Raw genomic sequence first — 19,800 nt, forward strand, 5'->3', positions numbered from 1 at the left:
ACTCATAACGAAATATTATGTAATAGACAAAATAATATATTAGATTTATCAAACGCTTCTGATTATTCTAATCCTAACCGGAGCGTATGGCAATGAGCCATATATAAACCTCCAATCGGAATGAGAGGATGAAGAGCGGATGAAACAGGTATGTGTGGATTGCGGAGCAGAGCAGGCGTGGCGTGAGTACGGCATCTCCTGCAGCTGCGGGGGGAGAATGGAGGGGGTTCAGGACCTGAGAGGTCTGGACGGAGAAAAGCTGAAGGCGCTGTTCAAGGAGAGGCTCGCTGAGCGGCTGTCGGTGTATGCGAGCGGGGTATGGCGCTATAAGGAGCTGATTGACCCGCAGCTCCCGCCAGAGCATATCGTGACGAAATATGAAGGTAACACCGGGCTGTACACCTCCGGCGCGATTCGCGAAAAGCTGGGGATCCGGGAGTTGTATTTTAAAGCCCAAAGCGAGAATCCGAGTGGTTCCTTCAAGGACAACGGCATGACGGCTGCCGTTTCCCATGGCCGTATGCTGGGGTATACCCGGTTCGCATGCGCCTCTACGGGCAATACCTCTTCATCGCTTGCGATGTATGCCGCTATGGCAGGCTGCTCGTCGCAAGTGTTCGTGCCAAGCCACAGTGTATCCGCGAACAAGGTTCTGCAGACGATGGCCTACGGAGCGCAGGTGATCCGGTTTGATGGTACCTATGATGACGGCATCCGTTTTCTGGAGCAGCATGGGAAGGAGCTTGGCCTGTATGTCTGCAACTCGGTGAATCCGCTGCGGATTGAGGGGCAGAAAAGCATTATTTATGAAATCGCGCAGTCGCTGAACTGGGAGCTTCCGGAGTGGATTATTATTCCCGGCGGTGCGCTCAGCAATGTTTCGGCTTTGGGCAAAGGGCTCAGCGATCTCCACAGCCTGGGCATGATTTCAAAGCTGCCGCGCATTGCTCTAATTCAGGCGGAGGGAGCAAGCCCCTTCCATCGCATGATGGCGGAGGGACGGGAAGAGCTGGTTCCGGAGCCGAAGCCGTTTACCAAGGCTTCCGCGCTGAATATCGGACATCCGCCAAGCTGGCAAATCGCCCGCCGCGCCTTGCGGCTCTGTCAGGGCGTGACCTGCAGCGTGACGGACGAAGAGATCCTGGAAGCGAAGCGGATGATTGACCGCAGCGGGATCGGCTGTGAGCCGGCGTCGGCGTCCACGCTGGCGGGGCTTACCAAGCTGATGCGTGAGCAGGTGATCGACAAGGATGAGCGCGCCTTGTGCATTTTGACCGGGAATTTATTGAAGGATACGGATATTTTGACGGAGACGGTATCTTCCCCGGCCTATGCGAAGCTGACCGTGGAAGCCGTACAGAAAAGCATGGAAACGGCATAGCATGCCGGGGGTCCTACATCGATATTTACATATAATAGATATTTTTCAACATTTAAGTAACCTTTTCCGGGGTTAAGCCGTCCTAATTAGGACGGCTTTTTTTCTAGATCTTCGGCCGGCATTGAACAGGAAGTTCACAGCTGTGTTTTGCAGAAATTAACTCTGTGTAAAATGTAGCCGCAGATATGCACCCGAGTGTTAAATATTGTATATCAAAAGGAGGTGGTTTATAGTAGAAAATAAATATAAAGGAAATATATTTTCTTGGATTTTATATGGATTTTATATAGAAGAACAACATTCATAACATTTTTACTATATAAGAAATGAGCTGATTATAGCCTGTGCATCGATCAAAAAAAATATGGCAGCTAATGTTGATTGTCATGATATCCGCACTTATTATTCAATTTTTCATTCCGCACGGATTAACGCGGATTACCCAGCCCGTATCTTGCGGGGAAGGGTGCAGCCGTTACGATGTCGTCGTCATAGGCAGCGAGCTGCAGGGTGTTCTTTTGGCCCGGGAAGCCCAAAAACTTGGGCTTAGCGTATTGGTTCTGGATCCGCGGGAGAAGCCCGGCGGCGAGCTCATTCAAGGCGAGATGCTGTTCCTCGATGAACCGTTCAACAAACAGCGGAAAAGTCTCGTGCAAGGCGAGATGAAAACCTTGTTCAAAGAGTATAACAAAGGCAAAATACGTGATCTGGATGAATTCACCGATTACTATAATAAGCTCATTCGAGACTTACCGCTTAAGAGCGGCGTCAAAATAAACGCGGTCCATGAAGCTGTCGCGGGCCAAAGCCACACCATGCAGTCCCTGTTATATACGGATCGAGACCGGCGGCAATATAAGCTGGAAGCGGGCTACTGGGTGGAAAATACGGATTTCAACGCTCTAACGGGCAAGCTGCAGCATAAAAAGCGCATTCCAGGCATGGAGGTGGTCGAAAAAAGCGATCAGCCGGATTATATGGGCGCAACCTACATGCTGAGATATAAGAACGTGGACTGGAAAAAGCTGTACAAGGATGTCCTGAAGCATTATCCGCTGGCTAACGTCCAGAAGGTGTTCGGTCCGAATACGTATGTGGACCGGAATTTCGGGGTAGGTTTCAGCAATATCATGAGTCAATATCAACCGGCAAATCAATTGGTGCGGCTGCGCGGGCTTAATATTTCCAATCAGGGCAACGGAGAGGTGATCATTAACGGCTTGATCATGTATAATGTCGATCCGTCCAGCGATGCCTCCGTGAATGAAGCGCTGCGTAAGGGCCAGGTGGAAGCGCCCCGTATTCTGGAGTTTTTGCGGACCCATTTGGCCGGCTTCGAAAAGGCGCAGATGAACGGATACCCAAGCTACCTGTATATTCGCGACTTTAACCGGTATGAGACCGACTATGTGTTGAAGTATGAGGATGTCATGAAGGGCCGCATGTTCTATGACAACGTCAGCATCGGCGCTTACCCGGTCGATCTGCAGGGCACGGTGAACATTCCGCACGGCATTAGCTTTGGGTCGCCGGAGCCTTACGGTATTCCACTGCGTTCCTTCCTGCTGAAGGAATATAATAATGTGATCGTGGTCGGGAAAAATATCGGGGCTGACATCAAAGCCTACGGAACGGCAAGAATCATGCCCAATAATGCGCTGGCCGCCCAGAGCATTGGAGTCATCCTGGCGTACGAATCGAAGAAAAAGCAGCTGAAGGATTTGACGCCGGAGGATTTTGAACGGATCCATCGTTATCTGAAGAGAAGATGCAAGATTGATGTGGCAAACACATGACGGAATTGGACCTCAAAGCAAAAGCCTTCCATGCCCTTGTGGCAGCGGAGGGCTTTTTAAATTTAAGGAAATACAAGGAGGCGGCGCTCGGCAAAAAGCGTGAACAAGCCGGAGTCCCTAAGTTTGACGGGATTTCCGGCTTCGTATGATCAAGGGATGAGGGCTAGATTCTGGGGGCGAGGGCGGGATGAATCGATTCGTACTTCTCGAGCAGCGCCTGCCACCAAGGCATTCCGGCGACACTCCTGCTGCTATCGACGGTGAAAATATCGAGGGCGTCTGCCGATGAAAGGCGCAGCTTGGTTTGGTATTCGCTTTTTAATACGGACAAGCTTTCGCTGCCGTAATGGAAAATGGCGAGCCGTTTACCGGCCTCGGCGAGCGAACGGAACAGCCCGTTAATATGGCCGTCATCGCCGTTAAATCCGTAGCCGATGATGGCAATGACGTCCGACTGCTCGAACCGGTCATACAGCTCGACGTAGCGTCTGGACATCGTAACCGAAGTCAGCGGCTTGATGCCGCTTTGCGTGAAAATCAGCGGTACGAGCAGGCGAGGATATGCATCCAGCTCCTCGGCGGTGGGCTGCTCCAGGATAAGGTTGCAGTACGGATCGTAATATTCTTCCACGCAGCCGTTCAAATAGTAGACCGGAACCTCCGGAAACTGCCGGTGCACCAGCTCGCGGACAAAGCCGTTGTAATTCGTCGTGCCGACAGCGGCGATCCGTACCGCTTGGGCCAGCCCGGACAGATCATGATAATACCCGGGTCCGGCAGCGATTTTCTCCATTAAATGCGCGTCCGCCCTGCTGATGTACCTGCGCACGGTTCGCAGAAAGATGGCAATGCGCGTGAAACGGGCCCAATGGGCCTTCGGATTATACAGATAGCGGAAATGGCTGTCGACCAGTGCTTGGTAATCAAGCGTGCGCGAATACATATCCTCCAGCACCGTGCGGCACAGTGCCGAGAAGATGTCAACCGGCGCATCCTCCTCCGTGACCGGCTGGGCCGGCTCGCCAAGCACGATATCCATGCCGGTTTGCCCGACGCTGTGATAATTGAGACTGAATATGCCGGAGAGGTCATCGAACACGGACAGCTTGTCAGGCGCGGCCTCGAAGACCTCCTCGTTCAGCTTGGCGACCAGGCGCTGACCGCAGGCGCCGACGAGCAGCTCCAGAATGGCGCGGACACCGTGCTGCAGTCCGGTCTGATCCGGATGCAGCTCCAGCAGCTTGAGCCAAGCGGAGAAGAAGGCCGAGTTAAACAATCCCACGCTTTCCGCCAGGCGGCTGTTCAGCCTGACGGCTTGTCCGTACAGGATTTGCCCCAGCTCATGGCCGGTTTCGGCGCGAAATGCCTCGCGGACATCATCCTCCCGGACAGTCCAGGAGCGGAGCAGGCGGAGCACATGCTGATCGAGCTGCTCCAGATAGGTAAGTATATCGTCTTTCCGGTATTCCAGACTGGAGGCGATGATACCCTCATAATCGCTTTTGCCGAAGACATGAATGCGTTTCTTGAGATAATCGTCTGGCAGCCACTTGGTGGCGTAGGCCGACGTGTTATCCAGTGCTTTCAGCTGCTCTTTGAACGCGGCTTTATCCTGATCGGCAGGAACCCGGAACAGGTCCAGCGCGAACTGGCCTCCCGAGGGCAGTCCGTATCCCACCTCGGCGCCAGCGCCGAAAAACAAGGAAACTGCAGGCTTTTCCATCATCGCTTCCCCCATTTCTATTACTAAATCCTTACAATTATTGTAGCATAAAGCGCTTTCCTCTACCTCTTTCAAAAATCGAACTTTGGAGGTGACTTAAGGCGGTACAACCCTCGAAATCCACCGAGGCAAAAGCCGTTCATTCGGGGGATGATCAGGATTTGCCAATGGGCCTCATATGCCTTATAATGATTTTTATAAAATATTAGTAAACAGGTGTTTATTTATGCAGACTCTGAAAGAAGACGTCCGCCAGAGCATTCTGCGGGCAGCCCGGAACGAATTCCAATCGCATGATTATACCGGCGCCTCCATGCGCCGTATTTCGGCAGCGGCGGGAATTACGACCGGTAACATCTACCGCTATTTCACGAACAAGGAAGAGCTGTTCGAAGCGCTGGTGGGACCGATTTACGAAAAAATCGTCAATTACATTCTGGATCTGAAAAAGGAACTGGAGCGCAGCTACGCGGGTGAAGATAACGGGCTGAAGTATTTGAACATGGTCGAGGAAACGATCGTGGGATTGTTCTTGGAATACAGCACGGAGCTGACCATTTTGATGAACCGCAGCAGCGGCTCGAAATATGGCCAGGTGAAGGAGCGTATGGTCAGCCTGATCGTAACCATTTTGGAGGATGCCTTTACGGCCGGCCCCCAAAACGCGGGAGAGCTCACGACGGCCGATCGCCAGAGTGCCAGAATGCTCGCCGGAACCATCGTGGAGGGCGTGTGCCTGATCCTGCGGGAGCATGAGGACGGGGAGACTGTGAAAAGGCTCGTGAATGAGTTCGTCTTCCTGTATCATCTGGGCATGCAGCACAGGTGCACCCGTTAAATGGGGCGCCTTCCGCCCTTTTGCGATGAATAATTTCACCTCTGCCTCATTATGTATGATATGGAGTGAAAACGGCGAAAGCTTTCTTTTTTTGCCTGAATAATGAACGCCTGTTTACTAACCGACTTAGAGGAGGAAAAACAAAAGCATGCGGCAAATCATCAAATGGCGCTGGGCGATCCTGGTGCTGTGGCTTGTGGCAACCGTTCTGTTAACCGTGTTTCAGCCGGACGTCAACGCCATTTTGCATGAGCGGGGCCAGGACCCGCTGACAGAAGACAGTCCGTCGAAGGTGGCTGGTAAGCTGCTGAACAAGATGACCGGTACCAGCGGAACGAGCGATATCATCGTGTTTCACAGGGAAGGCAAGCTGACGGACGAGGACATGAAACAGATCGGGACCGGGATTGAAGCCATGATCCAGCATAAATCGGAGCTCGGCTTCAGTCAGCTGATCGACCCGATTACGACCCCTGCAGCCAAATCCTCCCTTGTGTCCGAAGATAACACGACGCTGATGGCCAGCTTTAACCTTGATAAAATGGGCCGGAACGTGGATGAGATCGACAAACAGTTCAAGGAAGTGCTGAAGGATGTCCAGGTTCCTTATTATTTGAGCGGTGAAGACTTCATCCAGAACGACTATATCAAGGCATCGACATCCGGAGTGGAAAAGAGTGCGGCGCTTACCGTCATTTTCATTTTGCTTGTCTTGATCTTGATGTTCCGCTCGGTCATTATTCCGTTTGTTTCTCTGCTTGCGGTGGGAGTTTCGTACCTTTGCTCCATGGGGATTGCCGCGCAGATCATCGACAAGCTGGATTTTCCGGTGACGAGCGTGACGCAGATGCTGCTGGTGCTGATCCTGTTCGGCATTGGCACGGATTACAACATTTTGCTGTTCAACCGGTTTAAAGAGGAGCTATCCCACGGGCGCTCCGTGGACGAGGCGATCATCGCTTCCTATAAAACGGCGGGCAAAACGATCATTTACAGTATCGCGACGGTATTTATCGCGTTTGCCGGACTCAGCTTCTCGAGCTTCGGCATTTATAAATCGGCGAATGTGGTGGCCATCGGCACGGTCGTGCTGGTGCTGCAGATACTGACGCTGACGCCGTTCTTCCTGAAGGTGCTCGGACCGAAGCTGTTCTGGCCATCGAAAAAGGTGGCAGGCCACAAGGAGAGCAAGTTCTGGGCGAGGCTGACAGGCGTTTCCGTCAAGCATCCGATTATTGTAACGGTCATTATCGTTATTCTCATGATTCCGGCGCTGCTGACGAGCGCGCAAAAGCTTTCCTTCGATCAGCTGAAGGAGCTTGGCGACGGCTACCCTTCAACCAAGGGCTTCAGCATCGTTGCGGAGCATTTCAGCCGCGGGCAGGCGCTGCCGACAACCGTCGTGATCGAAGATGCCAAAGCCATGGACAACAACGACACGCTCGGCGTGATCGACAAGCTGACGGAAAAGCTGAAGGCCGTGGATGGCGTAAAATCGGTAGCGAGCGTTACGCAGCCGCAGTCGAAGGCGATTGATGAATTCTATATCAGCAATCAGACCGAAACGGTCACGGAAGGCATTTCGGCCTCCCAAAAGGGCGTGGATCAGATCAAGAGCGGTCTGGATCAAATCGGCGACAAGCTGAGCACGCCGGACACGTCCAGCGCGAATCAACTCGTTACCGGCACCGGACAGGTCAAAGACGGCTACGACCAGATTACGGCCGCGCTTGGCCAGGTGGCGTCAGGCATCAACAAAGGCGCGGGCGGAGCCGGCGAGCTGAGCAAAGGCATTGCGGGGCTCAAAAGCGGTATGGATACCGTCAGCGCCAACACCGGCAAAATCAGTAACGGCCTATCCCAGATTTCGAAGGGATACGCATCGCTTGAAGACGGTTATAAGCAGGTCAGCGGACAGATTCCGCAAATTCAGCAGGGCTTGACCGGTATGAACGGCTTGATCGCCGGTCTGGGAGCCAAGCACAGCGAGCTGGCATCCGATCCGGATTATGCGAAGCTGAAGGCAACGGGAGAAAGCCTTGCTTCCAGCCTGGCTCAGCTCAGCGGAGGACTGCAGGAGCTGGATACGAATTATGCCAAGCTGAATGCTTCCTTGAGCGAAACGGCCGGAGGGCTCGGACAGATTCAGGCTGCCCAGCAGCAAATGTCTGCCGGACTCGCGGCCCTGCAAAAAGGCGCAGATGAGCTGCAGAAGGGCCTGCAGCAGGGCGGCAGCGGCAGCCGTGAAATCGAAGCGAACATGAAGAAGCTGAATGCGGCGCTGGGCGAGGTGCAGAGCGGGCAGAAGCAGCTGATCGGCGGCCTTTCCAGCTTGACCGGCGGCATGTCGCAGTTGAAAGAGGGCATCGACAAGAGCGGTAACGGACTCGGAGATATTTCCGAGGGTCTGGGCAAAACGGGCGATTTCCTGACCCAGCTGAACAGCTCGAAGACCTTCTTTATTCCGCGCGAGGCGTTGGACAGCGAGGATTTCAAACAAGCTGAGGACAATTTCATGTCCAAGGACCGGAAGATTACGAAATTGCTCGTGATCCTGGACAATGATCCTTATTCACCGGCTGCACTGCAAACCATTGAGAAAATCAATGATACGGTATCCAGCAGCCTGAAGGGAACCGTGCTGGATCAGGCTCAATACGGGGCGGCGGGACCAAGCGCAACGACCTATGATATGAACAAGGAGCAGGTGAAATCCTTCAACAGTACCGCCATTATCGTGATTGTGAGCGTGTTTGTTGTTCTCCTGTTCGTCATTCGTTCGTTCTGGCCGGCGGTCTTCATTGTATTGTCGCTCGTTGCGTCTTATTATGTGGCGATGAGCGCGTCCAATCTGGTCACAACCTACGTCATCGGAGCGGACGGGGTATCCTCCTTCGTGCCATTCTTCTCCTTCATCATTATTGTGGCGGTAGGCGTCGACTACAGCATCTTCCTGATGGAGCGCTACCGCGAGCATGGCGATATGGCGCCGGGCGATGCGATCGTGAAAGCGGCGAAGAGCGTGGGCGGGGTCATCATTTCCGCCATGGTGATATTGGGCGGAACGTTCGCTACCCTGATTCCATCGGGGCTGGTGCTGCTGATCGAGCTGGCGTCCGCCGTCATCGTCGGCTTGATCGTGCTCTGCTTCATCCTGCTGCCGATGCTGGTGCCGGCACTGATCGTGCTGCCGGAGAAAATGCAGCAGCGGCGCTCGGAACGGCTGAAAGTTGCCCATGTAAGCAGTAAGAATAACAACAAGTAAAAGCGGATAAATCAAAAAGGACCGGAAGAGCTGCAGGCTCTTTCCGGTCCTTTTGTATATGAAGGTCTAGAGGGTGTGCTGCCTTTTTCGAAGGGGGGAAGCGGGCAGTCCCTTTAAACCAGTGTTTGCAGTGCGTCCGGCGTGAACGGCTTCAGGTCCTCGAAGCGGCCTTCACGCACCTTCGCAGCCCATTCCGGATCTGCGAGCAGGGCGCGCCCTACCGCGACCAGATCAAACTCCTGGTTTTCCAGACGATCCAGGAGATCATCGATATCCTGTTTGCCGGCACCTTTGCCTTCAGTGAAGAGGCTCGTAAAGGCTTCGTCCAAGCCGACAGAGCCTACGGTGATGACGGTTTTGCCTGTCAGCTTCTTCGCCCATCCGGCAAAGTTCAGAGTGGAGCCTTCAAATTCCGGCTCCCAGAAACGGCGGGTGGAGCAGTGGAAAATATCCACGCCTGCATCGGAAAGGGCCGTGAGCAGCTCTTTCAATTTTTCCGGCGTATCCGCCAGCTTAGCTTCATATTTGGTCGTCTTCCACTGGGAAAGGCGCAGCGCAACCGGGAAGTCGGGGCCAACCGCTGCACGGACGGCTTGAACCACCTCGATAGCAAAGCGGGCGCGCTTCATCATGTCGCCGCCGTATTCATCGGTCCGCTGGTTGGTCGTTTCCCACAGGAACTGGTCGATCAGGTAGCCGTGCGCGCCGTGGATTTCCACGCCGTCAAAGCCGATCCGCTTCGCATTTGCGGCCGCATCGGCATAAGCCTTGATGACGCGCTGGATCTCATCGATGGTCATCGGCTCCGTCACTTTGTTACCGTTCAGGTCCAGACCGGAGGGGCCAATCGGCATCGCTTCAGGATTCGGTTCGGAACCGACCGGACGCGTCATGCCCACATGCCAGATCTGGGGCATGATTTTGCCGCCGGCTTCATGCACTTGCTTCACGACTTCCGCCCAGCCGTTCAATGCAGCTTCACCGTGGAAGTTCGGTATGCTCGGACTTTCCACTGCCGCCGGATGGTCAATTGCCGTGCCTTCCGTGATGATCAGGCCGACGCCATTCTCGGCGCGGCGGCGGTAGTAAGCGGCAACGTTCGCTCCCGGCACCCCGTTAGGGGAGAAACCGCGGGTCATCGGTGCCATGACGATGCGGTTGGAAAGCTTCAGGTTACCTAGTGTGTATGGCTGGAACAGTGCTGCCGTCGAACGGACTTCCTGTTTTTTCTGACTCATGTATGGAATCCTCCAATGTGTTTGATTTTATTTTTCTATATTTCCATAAAAATAGATATATATGATCAAAAGCAAGAGCTTTCTGCTTAATCGCGCGCGGTTATGCTTTTAAGCTAAAGCTCTTGCTTGAGTTGTTCGATAAAGCGGTGGATTCCCTCCTCGTTACGTCGGTAATATGTCCATTGCCCCGCGCGGCGGGATTCGAGCAAACCTGCCTTCTGCAACTTGACCAGATAGCCGGACACAACCGATTGGGCAAGTCCTGTTTTCGCCGAAATGGAGCCGACACAAATGCCGCCTTCAAAATCGCAGGTCGCGGGCATATGCTCCTGGGGACTGAAATGCTCCTCGGGATGCTTCAGCCATTCCAATATGTTGAACCGGGTCTCATTTGATATGGCCTTGATCGTTTGTAATATATCCATGAGCCTTATTATATCTATTTTTATAGAAATGTAAATATCCAATTATATGGTTTATTCAGGAGGTTTTTCCGGAGCCGTTTCTTTGGCCGAATCGGGGCTGGCTTGCGTGAAGCATGCTATGACCAGTATATAAATACTCCCTGCAAACAGAAACAGGCAGAAGAAGAGCGAGGCCACCGACCCATCCAGGCTGCTGAAGACCGAGGAAAGGACTGGAAACATGAGAACTGAAAGAATCATCTGAGTAAGTCCGGCTGCGAATCTTCGAGCCCTTCTCCGCTTAGTCATGACGATCACCATAAAGGATATCCATGCTGCCAGCAGCATCAATACGAATAAGATACCCATCCGAAGCTCCTCTCTAACCCTGATATATTTAGACCAATATACCATAATATGTAACTTTGCTGCAGTTGAGGTCGGTTTACTTCTCGCAGGCGGATATCCGTTTAAGGGCTGATCCAGAAGGGTAATACCGTGTTGTATTCAGAAATCGGACAAAGGGCCGTACATAAGAACAGGAGGGAATGAACTTCATGAACAAGGATCGGGAAAACATGAACATGAACGAAGACAGCAAAAAAGAGCAGCTGAAACCTTTTACGGTGAACGATTCCGGTCAAAAAATGACCACCAACCAAGGCGTGCGTATTACGGATGACGAGCATTCGCTGAAGGCGGGTGACCGCGGACCAACCTTAATGGAGGATTTTCAGTTCAGGGAGAAGATGACCCATTTTGACCATGAACGGATTCCCGAGCGGATCGTCCATGCCAGAGGCTTTGGCGCGCACGGTTATTTTCAGGTATATGAGCCCATGGCCGAATTCACCAAAGCGAAGTTTTTGCAGGATCCGTCCGTAAAAACACCCGTGTTTGTCCGCTTCTCTACCGTTGCAGGCTCCCGGGGATCGGCGGATACGGTGCGCGACGTGCGGGGCTTCGCGACGAAGTTTTATACCGAAGAAGGAAACTTTGACCTGGTAGGCAACAACATGCCGGTCTTTTTTATACAGGATGCCATGAAATTCCCTGACTTTGTTCATGCAGTCAAGCCCGAGCCTCATCATGAAATGCCGCAGGCTTCCACGGCGCATGACACGCATTGGGATTTCATCGCCAATAATACCGAATCCACGCATATGATCATGTGGGCGATGTCGGACCGCGCGATTCCGCGCAGCTACCGGATGATGGAGGGCTTCGGGGTACATACCTTCCGTTTTGTAAACGAAAAAGGCGAAGCCCACTTCGTCAAATTCCACTGGAAGCCGCTGCTTGGCGTGCATTCGCTTGTATGGGACGAAGCACAGAAGCTCGCCGGCAAAGACCCGGATTTCAACCGCCGCGATCTGTGGGAAGCGATCGAGATGGGCAACTATCCGGAGTTCGAGTTCGGCGTTCAGATCATCCGCGAGGAGGAGGAGTTCAACTTCGACTTCGATATTCTGGATCCGACGAAGCTGTGGCCGGAGGAGCTGATTCCGGTGCGCCGCATCGGCAAAATGACGCTGAACCGTAACGTCGATAATTTCTTTGCCGAAACCGAACAGGCTGCCTTCCATATCGGCCATGTCGTGCCGGGCATCGACTTTACGAATGATCCGCTGCTGCAGGGCCGCCTGTTCTCCTACACGGATACGCAGCTATCCCGTCTCGGCGGACCAAACTTCCATGAAATTCCCATTAACCGCCCGCTGGCGGATATCCATAACAATCAGCGTGACGGGATGCACCGCATGACGATCAATCAGGGGCAGACGAGCTATCATAAAAACTCGCTGAATAACAATGATCCGCATGAAGCGACCGAGCAGGAGGGCGGATTCATTCACTATCAGGAAAAGGTGGAGGGACGCAAGGTTCGAGCACGCAGCGACAGTTTCAAGGACCACTACAGCCAGGCTGTGCTGTTCTGGAACAGCATGTCCGACGTAGAGCAGAAGCATATGATCAAGGCCTTCCGTTTTGAGCTCGGAAAGGTCCAGAGCAAGAGCGTGCAGCAGCAGATGGTCAACAATCTCAGCAACGTCGGTCTGCAGCTCGCGCAGCAGGTAGCTCAGGGCATCGGCGTCGAAGCGCCGCAAGCCCCAACGGAGGAGGTGCGCCAAGGCGTAACCCTGCTGTCGCCGGCGCTCAGCCAGATGAACACGGTTAAATCCCCGGCAACCCGAAAAATCGCCGTGCTTGCCGCCAACGGCTTTGATTCCGCCGAAATGAAGGCGGTCATGACGGCGCTTCAAACCGCCGGGGTTACGGCTGAAATCGTCAGCGAAAATTTGGGCATCCTAACAGGTACGGAAGGAGATCAGCAGCAGGTGATGCAAACGTTCCTGACGGCCGACTCCGTCTTGTATGATGCCGTCTACCTGGCTGGCGGTAAGGAGAGCATCGCACAGATCGGCAGCATCCGCGAAGCGGTGAACTTCGTGGTTGAAGCCTACAATCATCTCAAGACGATCGGCGCATCGGCAGATGGCCTGGAGCTGCTGGGTACGGCAGGCATTCATGTTACGGGACCGGAAGCAGCGGCAGGCAATCTGGAAGAGCCGCTCGTCGATACGGGACTGATTGTCAGCAGCGATGCAGCAGACGTCAATGATTTCGGACAAAAGCTGGTAGACGCGATCGCCATGCACCGCCATTGGGGGCGCGAGCTCTCCATGTTCAAATAGGCGCGGAAACCATCGTTTTTGCGCATAGAGCCAGCCCGGGGAAGCGCCCAGGGCTGGCTTTTGATTTAATGATTTGTATCGGTCAGGCTTTATGTTAGGATAATAAGGGATTTAAATTCCAATCTTTACAAGCGAAAGGGTGCGTGGCATGAAGGAAAGGCTGGAACGGTACAAAATATTCCGCATTCTGGCTTCCATCTACCGGATCAAAGCCGTCCGATTGCTGATACCGATTGCGGTCATCGGTCTGGTGTACTGGGAAGGGCAGAAAGAGCTGCGTCAGATATCTCTTGGCCGCACGTTCGGCGAGCTTAGGCGGTTGCCTGTTGAAGCAGCCGTGGAAATATTCCTGCTGTCCCTCTTTTCCATCGCGGTCATGAGCCTGTATGACTTTATGATCCGCCGCCATTTCCGGTTGAAGGTTGGATTCTGGAGTACTTTCCGTTATGCTTGGATCGCCAACACGTTTAATAATATTATCGGATTCGCCGGATTAACCGGCGCGGGACTCCGGACGATTTTATATAAAAGAAGCGGCATTTCGCCGGTATTAATGGCTTCCGCGGTTGTTTTCCTGTCTCCGGTCGTCGTTACGGGGCTTTCGATTTTATCCTGGGGCATTATCGCAGGCGTATTCTCGGTCGGAGATCTGTTTACGGAGCATCGGTGGCTGATATTTGCGGTATGGGGGATGGCGCTCTATTTGCCCCTATTTGTGCTGATGCAGAGATCGTCGCTATTCGCCAAATGGTTCAACCGCGGCGAAGGAAGAACGCCATGGTCAACGGTCGGCGTCTCCCTCAGCGCCTCCCTGCTGGAATGGGCCTGCGCGGCGTTGACGTTCTGGCTCATCGCCAGCAGCGTGCTTCATGATGTGACCTTCCGTGAAATCATCGGCATGTATGCGGTCTCTGCGATCGCCGGCATTTTGAGCATGGCGCCCGGAGGCATCGGTGCCTTCGACCTGACCGTTTTGCTCGGACTGGAGCAGCTGGGCTTTCCTTCCGACCGCGCCATGGCGGTGCTGGTGCTGTTCCGCTTGTTCTATTACATCGTACCGTGGCTGATCGGACTGATCATGTCGGCCTTTGAGCTGGGCAACGCAGCCAAACGCGCAGGGGATAAGACATACGATCCGGATTTCCCGCTGAACGTATGGCAGCGGATATGGCGCTGGCCGGGGCAGTTCCGGTTCCTCAGCGACTTGGGCGTATGGGCGCTCGGAAAGCTGGTGCTGGTCAGTGGTTTGGTGCTTCTGCTCTCGGCTGCGACGCCGGGGCTGCTGTACCGGCTTAAGCTCTCGGAGGAAATCCTGTCCATGCCGCTGATGCGCTTGTCCCATCTGCTCTCGGTCATGATCGGGTTCATGCTGATCGTGCTGTCTCGCGGCATTTCGCTGCGCATTCACAGAGCCTATGTATGGACGGGCATACTGCTGCTGGCAGGAGCGATTTTTACGTTTACGAAGGCATTCGATTTCGAAGAAGCCATTTTTCTGCTGATTGTCGGCATCGCGCTTTGGATGTCGCGGGCACGGTTTTACCGCGTAGGGGCGCCTGTTGAGGTTCGGAGCTACCTGTTATGGTATGTGCTGTCTGCCGCCATTGCTTTTCTGTACTACTGGATCGGCAGTCATGTCCATCACGGCTGGTTGAAGCATTTGCCTACGGCCGATCGCATCCACTGGATGTTCATCCCAAGGCCGTATGCGATCACGGCACTCATCGGCCTGGCAGGAGCATGGGTGCTGCTCACGATGCTGCTTCTGCTCCGTCCAAACCGCAAAATTGCGGCCGGGGCAGGGCCTGAGGAGCTGGACAAGCTGCGGCAGTTCTTGCAGACCCATCAGGGCAATCTGTTGACGCATATGCTGTTTACGGGCGACAAAAGCTTCTTTTGGGCGCAGGATGACGAAGTTCTGATTCCGTATGCCAAGGCCCGGGATAAGCTGGTCGTGCTTGGTGATCCGCTCGGTCCTTTGAAAAGAGTGCCCGAAGCGATCGCCGAGTTCCAGCAGTACGCCGATCAATACGCGATGTCGGTCGTCTTTTATCAGGCAACGCCGGATTATTTGCCAATCTACCACGAGTACGGGTACCGCTTCTTTAAGCTGGGGGAAGAGGCCCTTGTGCATCTGGACACGTTCTCCCTCACCGGCAAAAAGAACGCCGATCTGCGAAGCGTCCGTAACCGGTTCGAGCGGGAAGGCTATGAATTTGAAGTCGTTTCTCCGCCTTTTGATGATGTGCTGCTGGGTGAGCTCCGCGCCGTGTCGGATGAATGGATCAAAGGCAGACGCGAGAAGGGTTACTCGCTCGGATGGTTCGACAAGGCATACCTGGAGCAGGCGCCGGTTGCCATCCTGAAGGCTCCGGAAGGGAACATTCTTGCGTTCGCCTCGCTTGCTCCGGGGTATGATGAAGGACGCACGATGTCCATTGATTTGATGCGGCACCACAGCGGCACGCCGAACGGCACGATGGACTATCTGTTCGTCAGGCTGCTGGAATGGTGCAAGGAGCAGGGCTACCATATCTTTAATCTCGGCAACGCGCCGCTCTCAAGCGTGGGTGAAAGCAAAAGCGCGCTGCGGGAGGAAAAGCTGGCAGCACTGGTCTTTCAATACGGCGGTCACTGGTACGGGTTCAAGGGACTGCGCAGGTACAAGGAAAAGTTTGCGCCGGAATGGGAGCCCCGTTTCCTCGCGTACCCGGCTTGGGTATCACTGCCCGTGCTGACGGTTGATCTGGTGAGGCTGGTATCGAGACGGGTGCAGGGCAAAAAGAAATAAGATGGAATAAAGAGCAGCGGCACGGATCATCGTAGGGGATGACGGGTGCCTGCTGCTCTTTTTGATAATCCGATTTCCTCGCTTGTCTGCGATCCGTTATCTTTTCGGGTTCTCTGTTAGTTGTCTAATTCTTTTGCGGGCCGTTGCGGGCTTTCCGATCCGCCGGATTTGGAACGCGGCACTCTTCTCCGCTGAAATTTCAGCGCGAAGATCAGTGCGCCGATCAGCAGAATCAGGAAGATGCCGGACAGGATCACATCCTGTGTCGTGAATTTGCCGGCGGTTCCGGTTTGGCCGTCAGGCCCGCCCATGCCGCCTGGCATGTCGCCGGGTCCGCCGCCCCCCGGAAATCCGCCGCCAGGGAACCCGCCGCCGCGATTACCGCGGCCTTGTCCCTGCTGGCCGTTCTGACCGTCCGGAGGCTGCATGCCGCCTCCCTGCATGTTGCCGGGATTCTGTCCGTCCGGCATCGCCGGCGGCTGTCCTCCGCCGAAGCCCATGCCGCTGCTCGTATCGGCTTCAACGACCAGCTCGCCGGTGAGCTGCTTGTTGATGGATTCGGCCCGCTCGGTTGCGAATTTCACCAGACTCTTGTCACCGGAGACGGACTCTTTAAGCTGATCCAGCGTGTAGAACTTGGTCGGATCCTTTTCCACATACGGAGAGATCAGAGCCGAAAGGGCTGTCGTCATGGACAGCATGTTATCTTCCGTGAAATATTCATCGGCGATTTCCTTCAGATATTGCTGGTACTTTTCCTTATATTCGTCCTTGGCCAGAAGAGCTTTCAGGAGCGGACGATCATCCAGCGACGTGCCGGAAACCGGCGTCGTGATACTGAAGTTAATATTGTTTTCGCTGAGGAAGTTGGCCGCCATGTCGCCGCCCATACCGCCTCCGCCCATGCCGCCGAATCCGCCCCTCTTTTGGTTCGCCTGCCCGGCCGCTTGGTCGGGGTTGTTTTGCCTGGCAGTTGCATCGTTTGGCGGGTTTTGCCCGGTGTTCGCGTCCTGCGGATTGCCTCCGGCGGGATTCGGATTCTGAGCATTGCCGTTATCAGCAGCAGAAGCGTCCGGGGCATGACCCGGATCATTTTTCTGCGCATTGCCTTGACCCGCCATACCGCCTGGCATGCCGCCACCACCCCCGCCGACGCCATAACCGCCGAAAGCCATGTTGTAATCCCATGGAAGCACGGAAAATTTGCCGTCCTTTTCATAGAGGTAGTAGTTATGCTTCAGACTGCCCTGATAGCTGTCAAGATTGACGAGCGCCGTGTTGGCCGCAAAATACCTCAGCATCTCGTCCACATCCGCCACGTCTTCGAGGCTGCCGCCGTTGTTGATGACATCCAGCAGCTTCATCATGGCTTTTTGGTCGGAGTTTGCGTTCGATTTCAGGTTCAGCCCCGTGTAATCCTTCATATCGTCGCTGATCCATTTGAGATCGCTGCCGGTTCCGTCCGGCTTGTACAAATCCCCGGTGCTGTCCCCGAAGTTGCGCTGTAAATACGGCTCTTCGATCGCTTCAACGCCCAGATACAGTCCCCATTCTTTGCCGTTAATCGTGACGTACATATAGGAGTAGCCGGGCGTAGCGATGCCCATCTTCTCCATCAGCGCGTAGGAGAGGTACTCCCGCATTTGCGAAGGATCGCTGTAGTTGTTGTTCAGGTTCAGCTTTTTCAAACCGTACAGGTTTTGATCGTCATTGTAATAATCGAAATCGAGCTTGAAGCTGTATCGGTCCGAATCCTCCATCTGGGCCACGGAGCGCAGCGTCATATTTCCTTTGGTGCGTATGCCGATTCCGTCCAGCTTTTTGCCGTCGATGACAACGTTGGCTTGTTCGATTGTCTCATCCATCGGGTTGTCGAGCATGGACTGCAGATCCTTGGGATTCATGGTGATGTCCACGCTGGTTACCTTGCTTTTATCGAATACCTGCTGCATATAGGTGTTTTCCAAATGGGTGGCCTGCAGGCCCGCCCGCGGAAGTATGGCCGTTACCGTGACAAACAGCACGATCAGCAATGCCAGCGAAGCTACTAGGGTTCTGTTTTTCACAAAGCGAGGACTCCTTCCGTCTTAAAATTCATGCCGTGCCTTCCGGAAGTGGAGACAGGCCTCTTAAGCCGTGAAGTTTCCGTCGTAACTCAGCATAATGGCTGATTTCACGCCGTCCATGCCGGTAATCTGCTGCACGAAGTCGGTGTTGTTGTCTTTCAAACGGATTTCGTAGGTCATTTCCAGGCTTCCTTCCGCGGTAACGGATTTGGATTTGACGGTGTGCTTTTTCGATTGCATGGATATCATGTGCGCAAGCGGTTTTTCCACGGATGGATCGTTATATTTGATGACTAAGAGATAAGGATTGTCGATCGTCAGACGGTTGACGAAGAAGAGCAGCACGAGGCCGATCAGGATCGCGCCGATGATGACCAGCGGAATAAGACCGGCACCGCATAGAATGCCTGAAGCCACCGCCCAGAATATGAAGATCAGATCGATCGGGTCTTTGATCGGCGTTCTGAAGCGGACGATGGACAGGGCGCCGACCATGCCGAGCGAAAGCACGATATTGGTGGAGATCCCCATGATGATCAGGGCCGTAGCCATCGTCATGACGATGAGCGAAATGTTGAAGCTGTGCGAGTACATCACGCCGCTGAACGTTTTTTTGTAAATGACATAGATGAACAGTCCGACGGCAAAAGCGACCAGAAGGCCGATCAGGGAATCGACTATCGAGAAGCTGCTTGTTTTTTCGAGAAAGCTGGATTTGAAAATATCCGTGAATGTGGTGGCATTATTTGCGGTTGTATTCATTGAAACATTCCCCCAAAGCGTAGTAGTTTATGGCCGCTGTGCAGAGCGGCTTTTCTAGCCGTACATGCGGCTGTATTGATATTTGGAAAAAGAGGTTTTGCGGCTGTCCCGCACCTGCAGCAGTAGCTTGATCACATCCGGCAGATACTCGTCGTATTTCACCTCCAGGATGACGGTGTTCGGATCGACTGTATCGACCATGATCAGATCCGGATTCAGAATATCCGTATCCTTGCAGCTGGTTCGGACCTGGCTGTCGAACGTAACCCGCACATTGCCCTGCTCATAGATGTAGACCTCGCGGATATAATCCACGACGGCGACGGGCTTCAGCTGGAACAGATTCATATGCGCATACAGCTCGCGCATCAGCGGACGGGCGTCATCTTCCATCCAGGCGATATCGCCGTTATTCAGCCGCGTGTACTCCTCGGCGGTGATACGGCATTTTTCTTTGTAGCAGAGGTTGTCCCGCTTGCTCTTTTTCTCCAGATTGATGAAGCTCGTGTCATAGTCATACAACCGCACCCGGTATTTGTCCCGGTGAAACAGACCCTCTTTTTTCTGATTCAGGATTTTGTTGTCGAAGTTGTCGAAATACACGCTGCGGATCAGGTACCTGCCATCCTTTTTGGCATGCGGATCGAGCGTCATCACATGCTGCAGGTTATGTCTCAGCAAATGGCAGTCCCCCTGCGTAATGACATGCTTCAGCTCGCGCCGTCCTTTCAGGGTAGGTTGTCCCGTCTTCAGGTTCAGGGTATTCATCGTTGGCATTTCCTCCTGTTCTGCTTATGTTCAAAAACGTTTCCGGAAAAACAAAGGATAAAGGAGAGGGGG

At 53.8% G+C, this 19,800-nt stretch carries 14 protein-coding genes; 7 read left to right on the forward strand and 7 right to left on the reverse strand.

The annotated features are described in order from the left end of the window. Positions 1–139: 139 nt before the first annotated feature. The 3 genes from thrC (at position 140) to PCH05_RS27185 (ending at position 3,326) form a co-directional block, all read left to right on the forward strand. A complete protein-coding gene (gene thrC, locus PCH05_RS04985) occupies positions 140–1,381 on the forward strand; it encodes a threonine synthase (RefSeq protein WP_127601256.1) in 1,242 nt (413 codons plus the stop codon). Positions 1,382–1,755: 374 nt separating this feature from the next. Continuing rightward, positions 1,756–3,177: an FAD-dependent oxidoreductase gene (locus PCH05_RS04990; RefSeq protein WP_127601257.1), complete on the forward strand. Its 1,422-nt coding sequence runs from the start codon at positions 1,756–1,758 to the stop codon at positions 3,175–3,177. Beyond that, positions 3,174–3,326 carry a hypothetical protein gene (locus tag PCH05_RS27185; protein ID WP_164766543.1) on the forward strand — a complete coding sequence of 51 codons (153 nt, stop codon included), beginning with the start codon at positions 3,174–3,176 and terminating at the stop codon, positions 3,324–3,326. Before PCH05_RS04990 ends, PCH05_RS27185 begins: the two co-directional genes overlap by 4 nt. A 14-nt stretch (positions 3,327–3,340) precedes the next feature. Here PCH05_RS27185 and PCH05_RS04995 read toward each other — a convergent pair whose 3' ends face one another. After that, positions 3,341–4,900, reverse strand: coding sequence for a hypothetical protein (locus PCH05_RS04995; RefSeq protein WP_127601258.1), 1,560 nt, complete (start codon positions 4,898–4,900; stop codon positions 3,341–3,343). 226 nt (positions 4,901–5,126) lie between these two features. Here PCH05_RS04995 and PCH05_RS05000 point away from each other — a divergent pair, with 226 nt between their 5' ends. Together PCH05_RS05000 and PCH05_RS05005 are read left to right on the forward strand one after the other, a co-directional pair. Then, positions 5,127–5,738, forward strand: a complete 612-nt coding sequence (locus PCH05_RS05000; protein ID WP_164766544.1) for a TetR/AcrR family transcriptional regulator — start codon at positions 5,127–5,129, stop codon at positions 5,736–5,738. Positions 5,739–5,886: 148 nt separating this feature from the next. Continuing rightward, entirely contained in the window at positions 5,887–9,003 is a 3,117-nt protein-coding gene (locus PCH05_RS05005; protein WP_127601260.1) for an MMPL family transporter, read from the forward strand. A 113-nt stretch (positions 9,004–9,116) separates the two neighbouring features. Here the strand turns inward: PCH05_RS05005 and PCH05_RS05010 are convergent, their stop codons facing one another. The 3 genes from PCH05_RS05010 to PCH05_RS05020 form a co-directional block, all read right to left on the reverse strand. Beyond that, positions 9,117–10,241 carry an NADH:flavin oxidoreductase gene (locus PCH05_RS05010; protein WP_127601261.1) on the reverse strand — a complete coding sequence of 375 codons (1,125 nt, stop codon included), beginning with the start codon at positions 10,239–10,241 and terminating at the stop codon, positions 9,117–9,119. Between the two features lie 113 nt (positions 10,242–10,354). Then, positions 10,355–10,666 (reverse strand): ArsR/SmtB family transcription factor, encoded by a 312-nt coding sequence (locus tag PCH05_RS05015; protein ID WP_127601262.1) that lies wholly within the window; start codon positions 10,664–10,666, stop codon positions 10,355–10,357. Positions 10,667–10,717: 51 nt separating this feature from the next. Continuing rightward, positions 10,718–11,014: a hypothetical protein gene (locus PCH05_RS05020; RefSeq protein ID WP_127601263.1), complete on the reverse strand. Its 297-nt coding sequence runs from the start codon at positions 11,012–11,014 to the stop codon at positions 10,718–10,720. Between the two features lie 188 nt (positions 11,015–11,202). Between PCH05_RS05020 and PCH05_RS05025 the strand changes: the two genes are divergently transcribed. After that, positions 11,203–13,341: a catalase gene (locus PCH05_RS05025; RefSeq protein ID WP_127601264.1), complete on the forward strand. Its 2,139-nt coding sequence runs from the start codon at positions 11,203–11,205 to the stop codon at positions 13,339–13,341. A 139-nt stretch (positions 13,342–13,480) separates the two neighbouring features. Then, entirely contained in the window at positions 13,481–16,132 is a 2,652-nt protein-coding gene (gene mprF, locus PCH05_RS05030; protein ID WP_127601265.1) for a bifunctional lysylphosphatidylglycerol flippase/synthetase MprF, read from the forward strand. A 116-nt stretch (positions 16,133–16,248) separates the two neighbouring features. Here the strand turns inward: mprF and PCH05_RS05035 are convergent, their stop codons facing one another. The 3 genes from PCH05_RS05035 to PCH05_RS05045 form a co-directional block, all read right to left on the reverse strand. Beyond that, positions 16,249–18,198, reverse strand: coding sequence for a CotH kinase family protein (locus tag PCH05_RS05035; protein ID WP_246049364.1), 1,950 nt, complete (start codon positions 18,196–18,198; stop codon positions 16,249–16,251). A gap of 63 nt (positions 18,199–18,261) precedes the next feature. Further along, the gene (locus tag PCH05_RS05040; RefSeq protein WP_127601266.1) at positions 18,262–18,960 is read right to left on the reverse strand and encodes a DUF4956 domain-containing protein; all 699 of its coding nucleotides are present in this window, start codon (positions 18,958–18,960) and stop codon (positions 18,262–18,264) included. Between the two features lie 54 nt (positions 18,961–19,014). Continuing rightward, a complete protein-coding gene (locus PCH05_RS05045) occupies positions 19,015–19,728 on the reverse strand; it encodes a polyphosphate polymerase domain-containing protein (RefSeq protein ID WP_127601267.1) in 714 nt (237 codons plus the stop codon). Positions 19,729–19,800: the final 72 nt, after the last annotated feature.

It is taken from the genome of Paenibacillus chibensis (assembly GCF_004001045.1).
GTDB lineage: Bacteria > Bacillota > Bacilli > Paenibacillales > Paenibacillaceae > Paenibacillus_AQ > Paenibacillus_AQ chibensis.

Excerpts from the sequence above, each read along its gene's own strand:
- PCH05_RS05005 (WP_127601260.1), top strand. The coding sequence starts at position 5,887 with ATGCGGCAAATCATCAAATGGCGCTGGGCGATCCTGGTGCTGTGGCTT.
- PCH05_RS05015 (WP_127601262.1), bottom strand. The coding sequence starts at position 10,666 with ATGGATATATTACAAACGATCAAGGCCATATCAAATGAGACCCGGTTC.
- thrC (WP_127601256.1), top strand. The coding sequence starts at position 140 with ATGAAACAGGTATGTGTGGATTGCGGAGCAGAGCAGGCGTGGCGTGAG.
- PCH05_RS27185 (WP_164766543.1), top strand. The coding sequence starts at position 3,174 with ATGACGGAATTGGACCTCAAAGCAAAAGCCTTCCATGCCCTTGTGGCA.
- PCH05_RS05000 (WP_164766544.1), top strand. The coding sequence starts at position 5,127 with ATGCAGACTCTGAAAGAAGACGTCCGCCAGAGCATTCTGCGGGCAGCC.
- PCH05_RS04995 (WP_127601258.1), bottom strand. The coding sequence starts at position 4,900 with ATGGAAAAGCCTGCAGTTTCCTTGTTTTTCGGCGCTGGCGCCGAGGTG.
- PCH05_RS05040 (WP_127601266.1), bottom strand. The coding sequence starts at position 18,960 with ATGAATACAACCGCAAATAATGCCACCACATTCACGGATATTTTCAAA.
- PCH05_RS05010 (WP_127601261.1), bottom strand. The coding sequence starts at position 10,241 with ATGAGTCAGAAAAAACAGGAAGTCCGTTCGACGGCAGCACTGTTCCAG.
- PCH05_RS05020 (WP_127601263.1), bottom strand. The coding sequence starts at position 11,014 with ATGGGTATCTTATTCGTATTGATGCTGCTGGCAGCATGGATATCCTTT.
- PCH05_RS05025 (WP_127601264.1), top strand. The coding sequence starts at position 11,203 with ATGAACAAGGATCGGGAAAACATGAACATGAACGAAGACAGCAAAAAA.
- PCH05_RS04990 (WP_127601257.1), top strand. The coding sequence starts at position 1,756 with ATGTTGATTGTCATGATATCCGCACTTATTATTCAATTTTTCATTCCG.
- PCH05_RS05045 (WP_127601267.1), bottom strand. The coding sequence starts at position 19,728 with ATGAATACCCTGAACCTGAAGACGGGACAACCTACCCTGAAAGGACGG.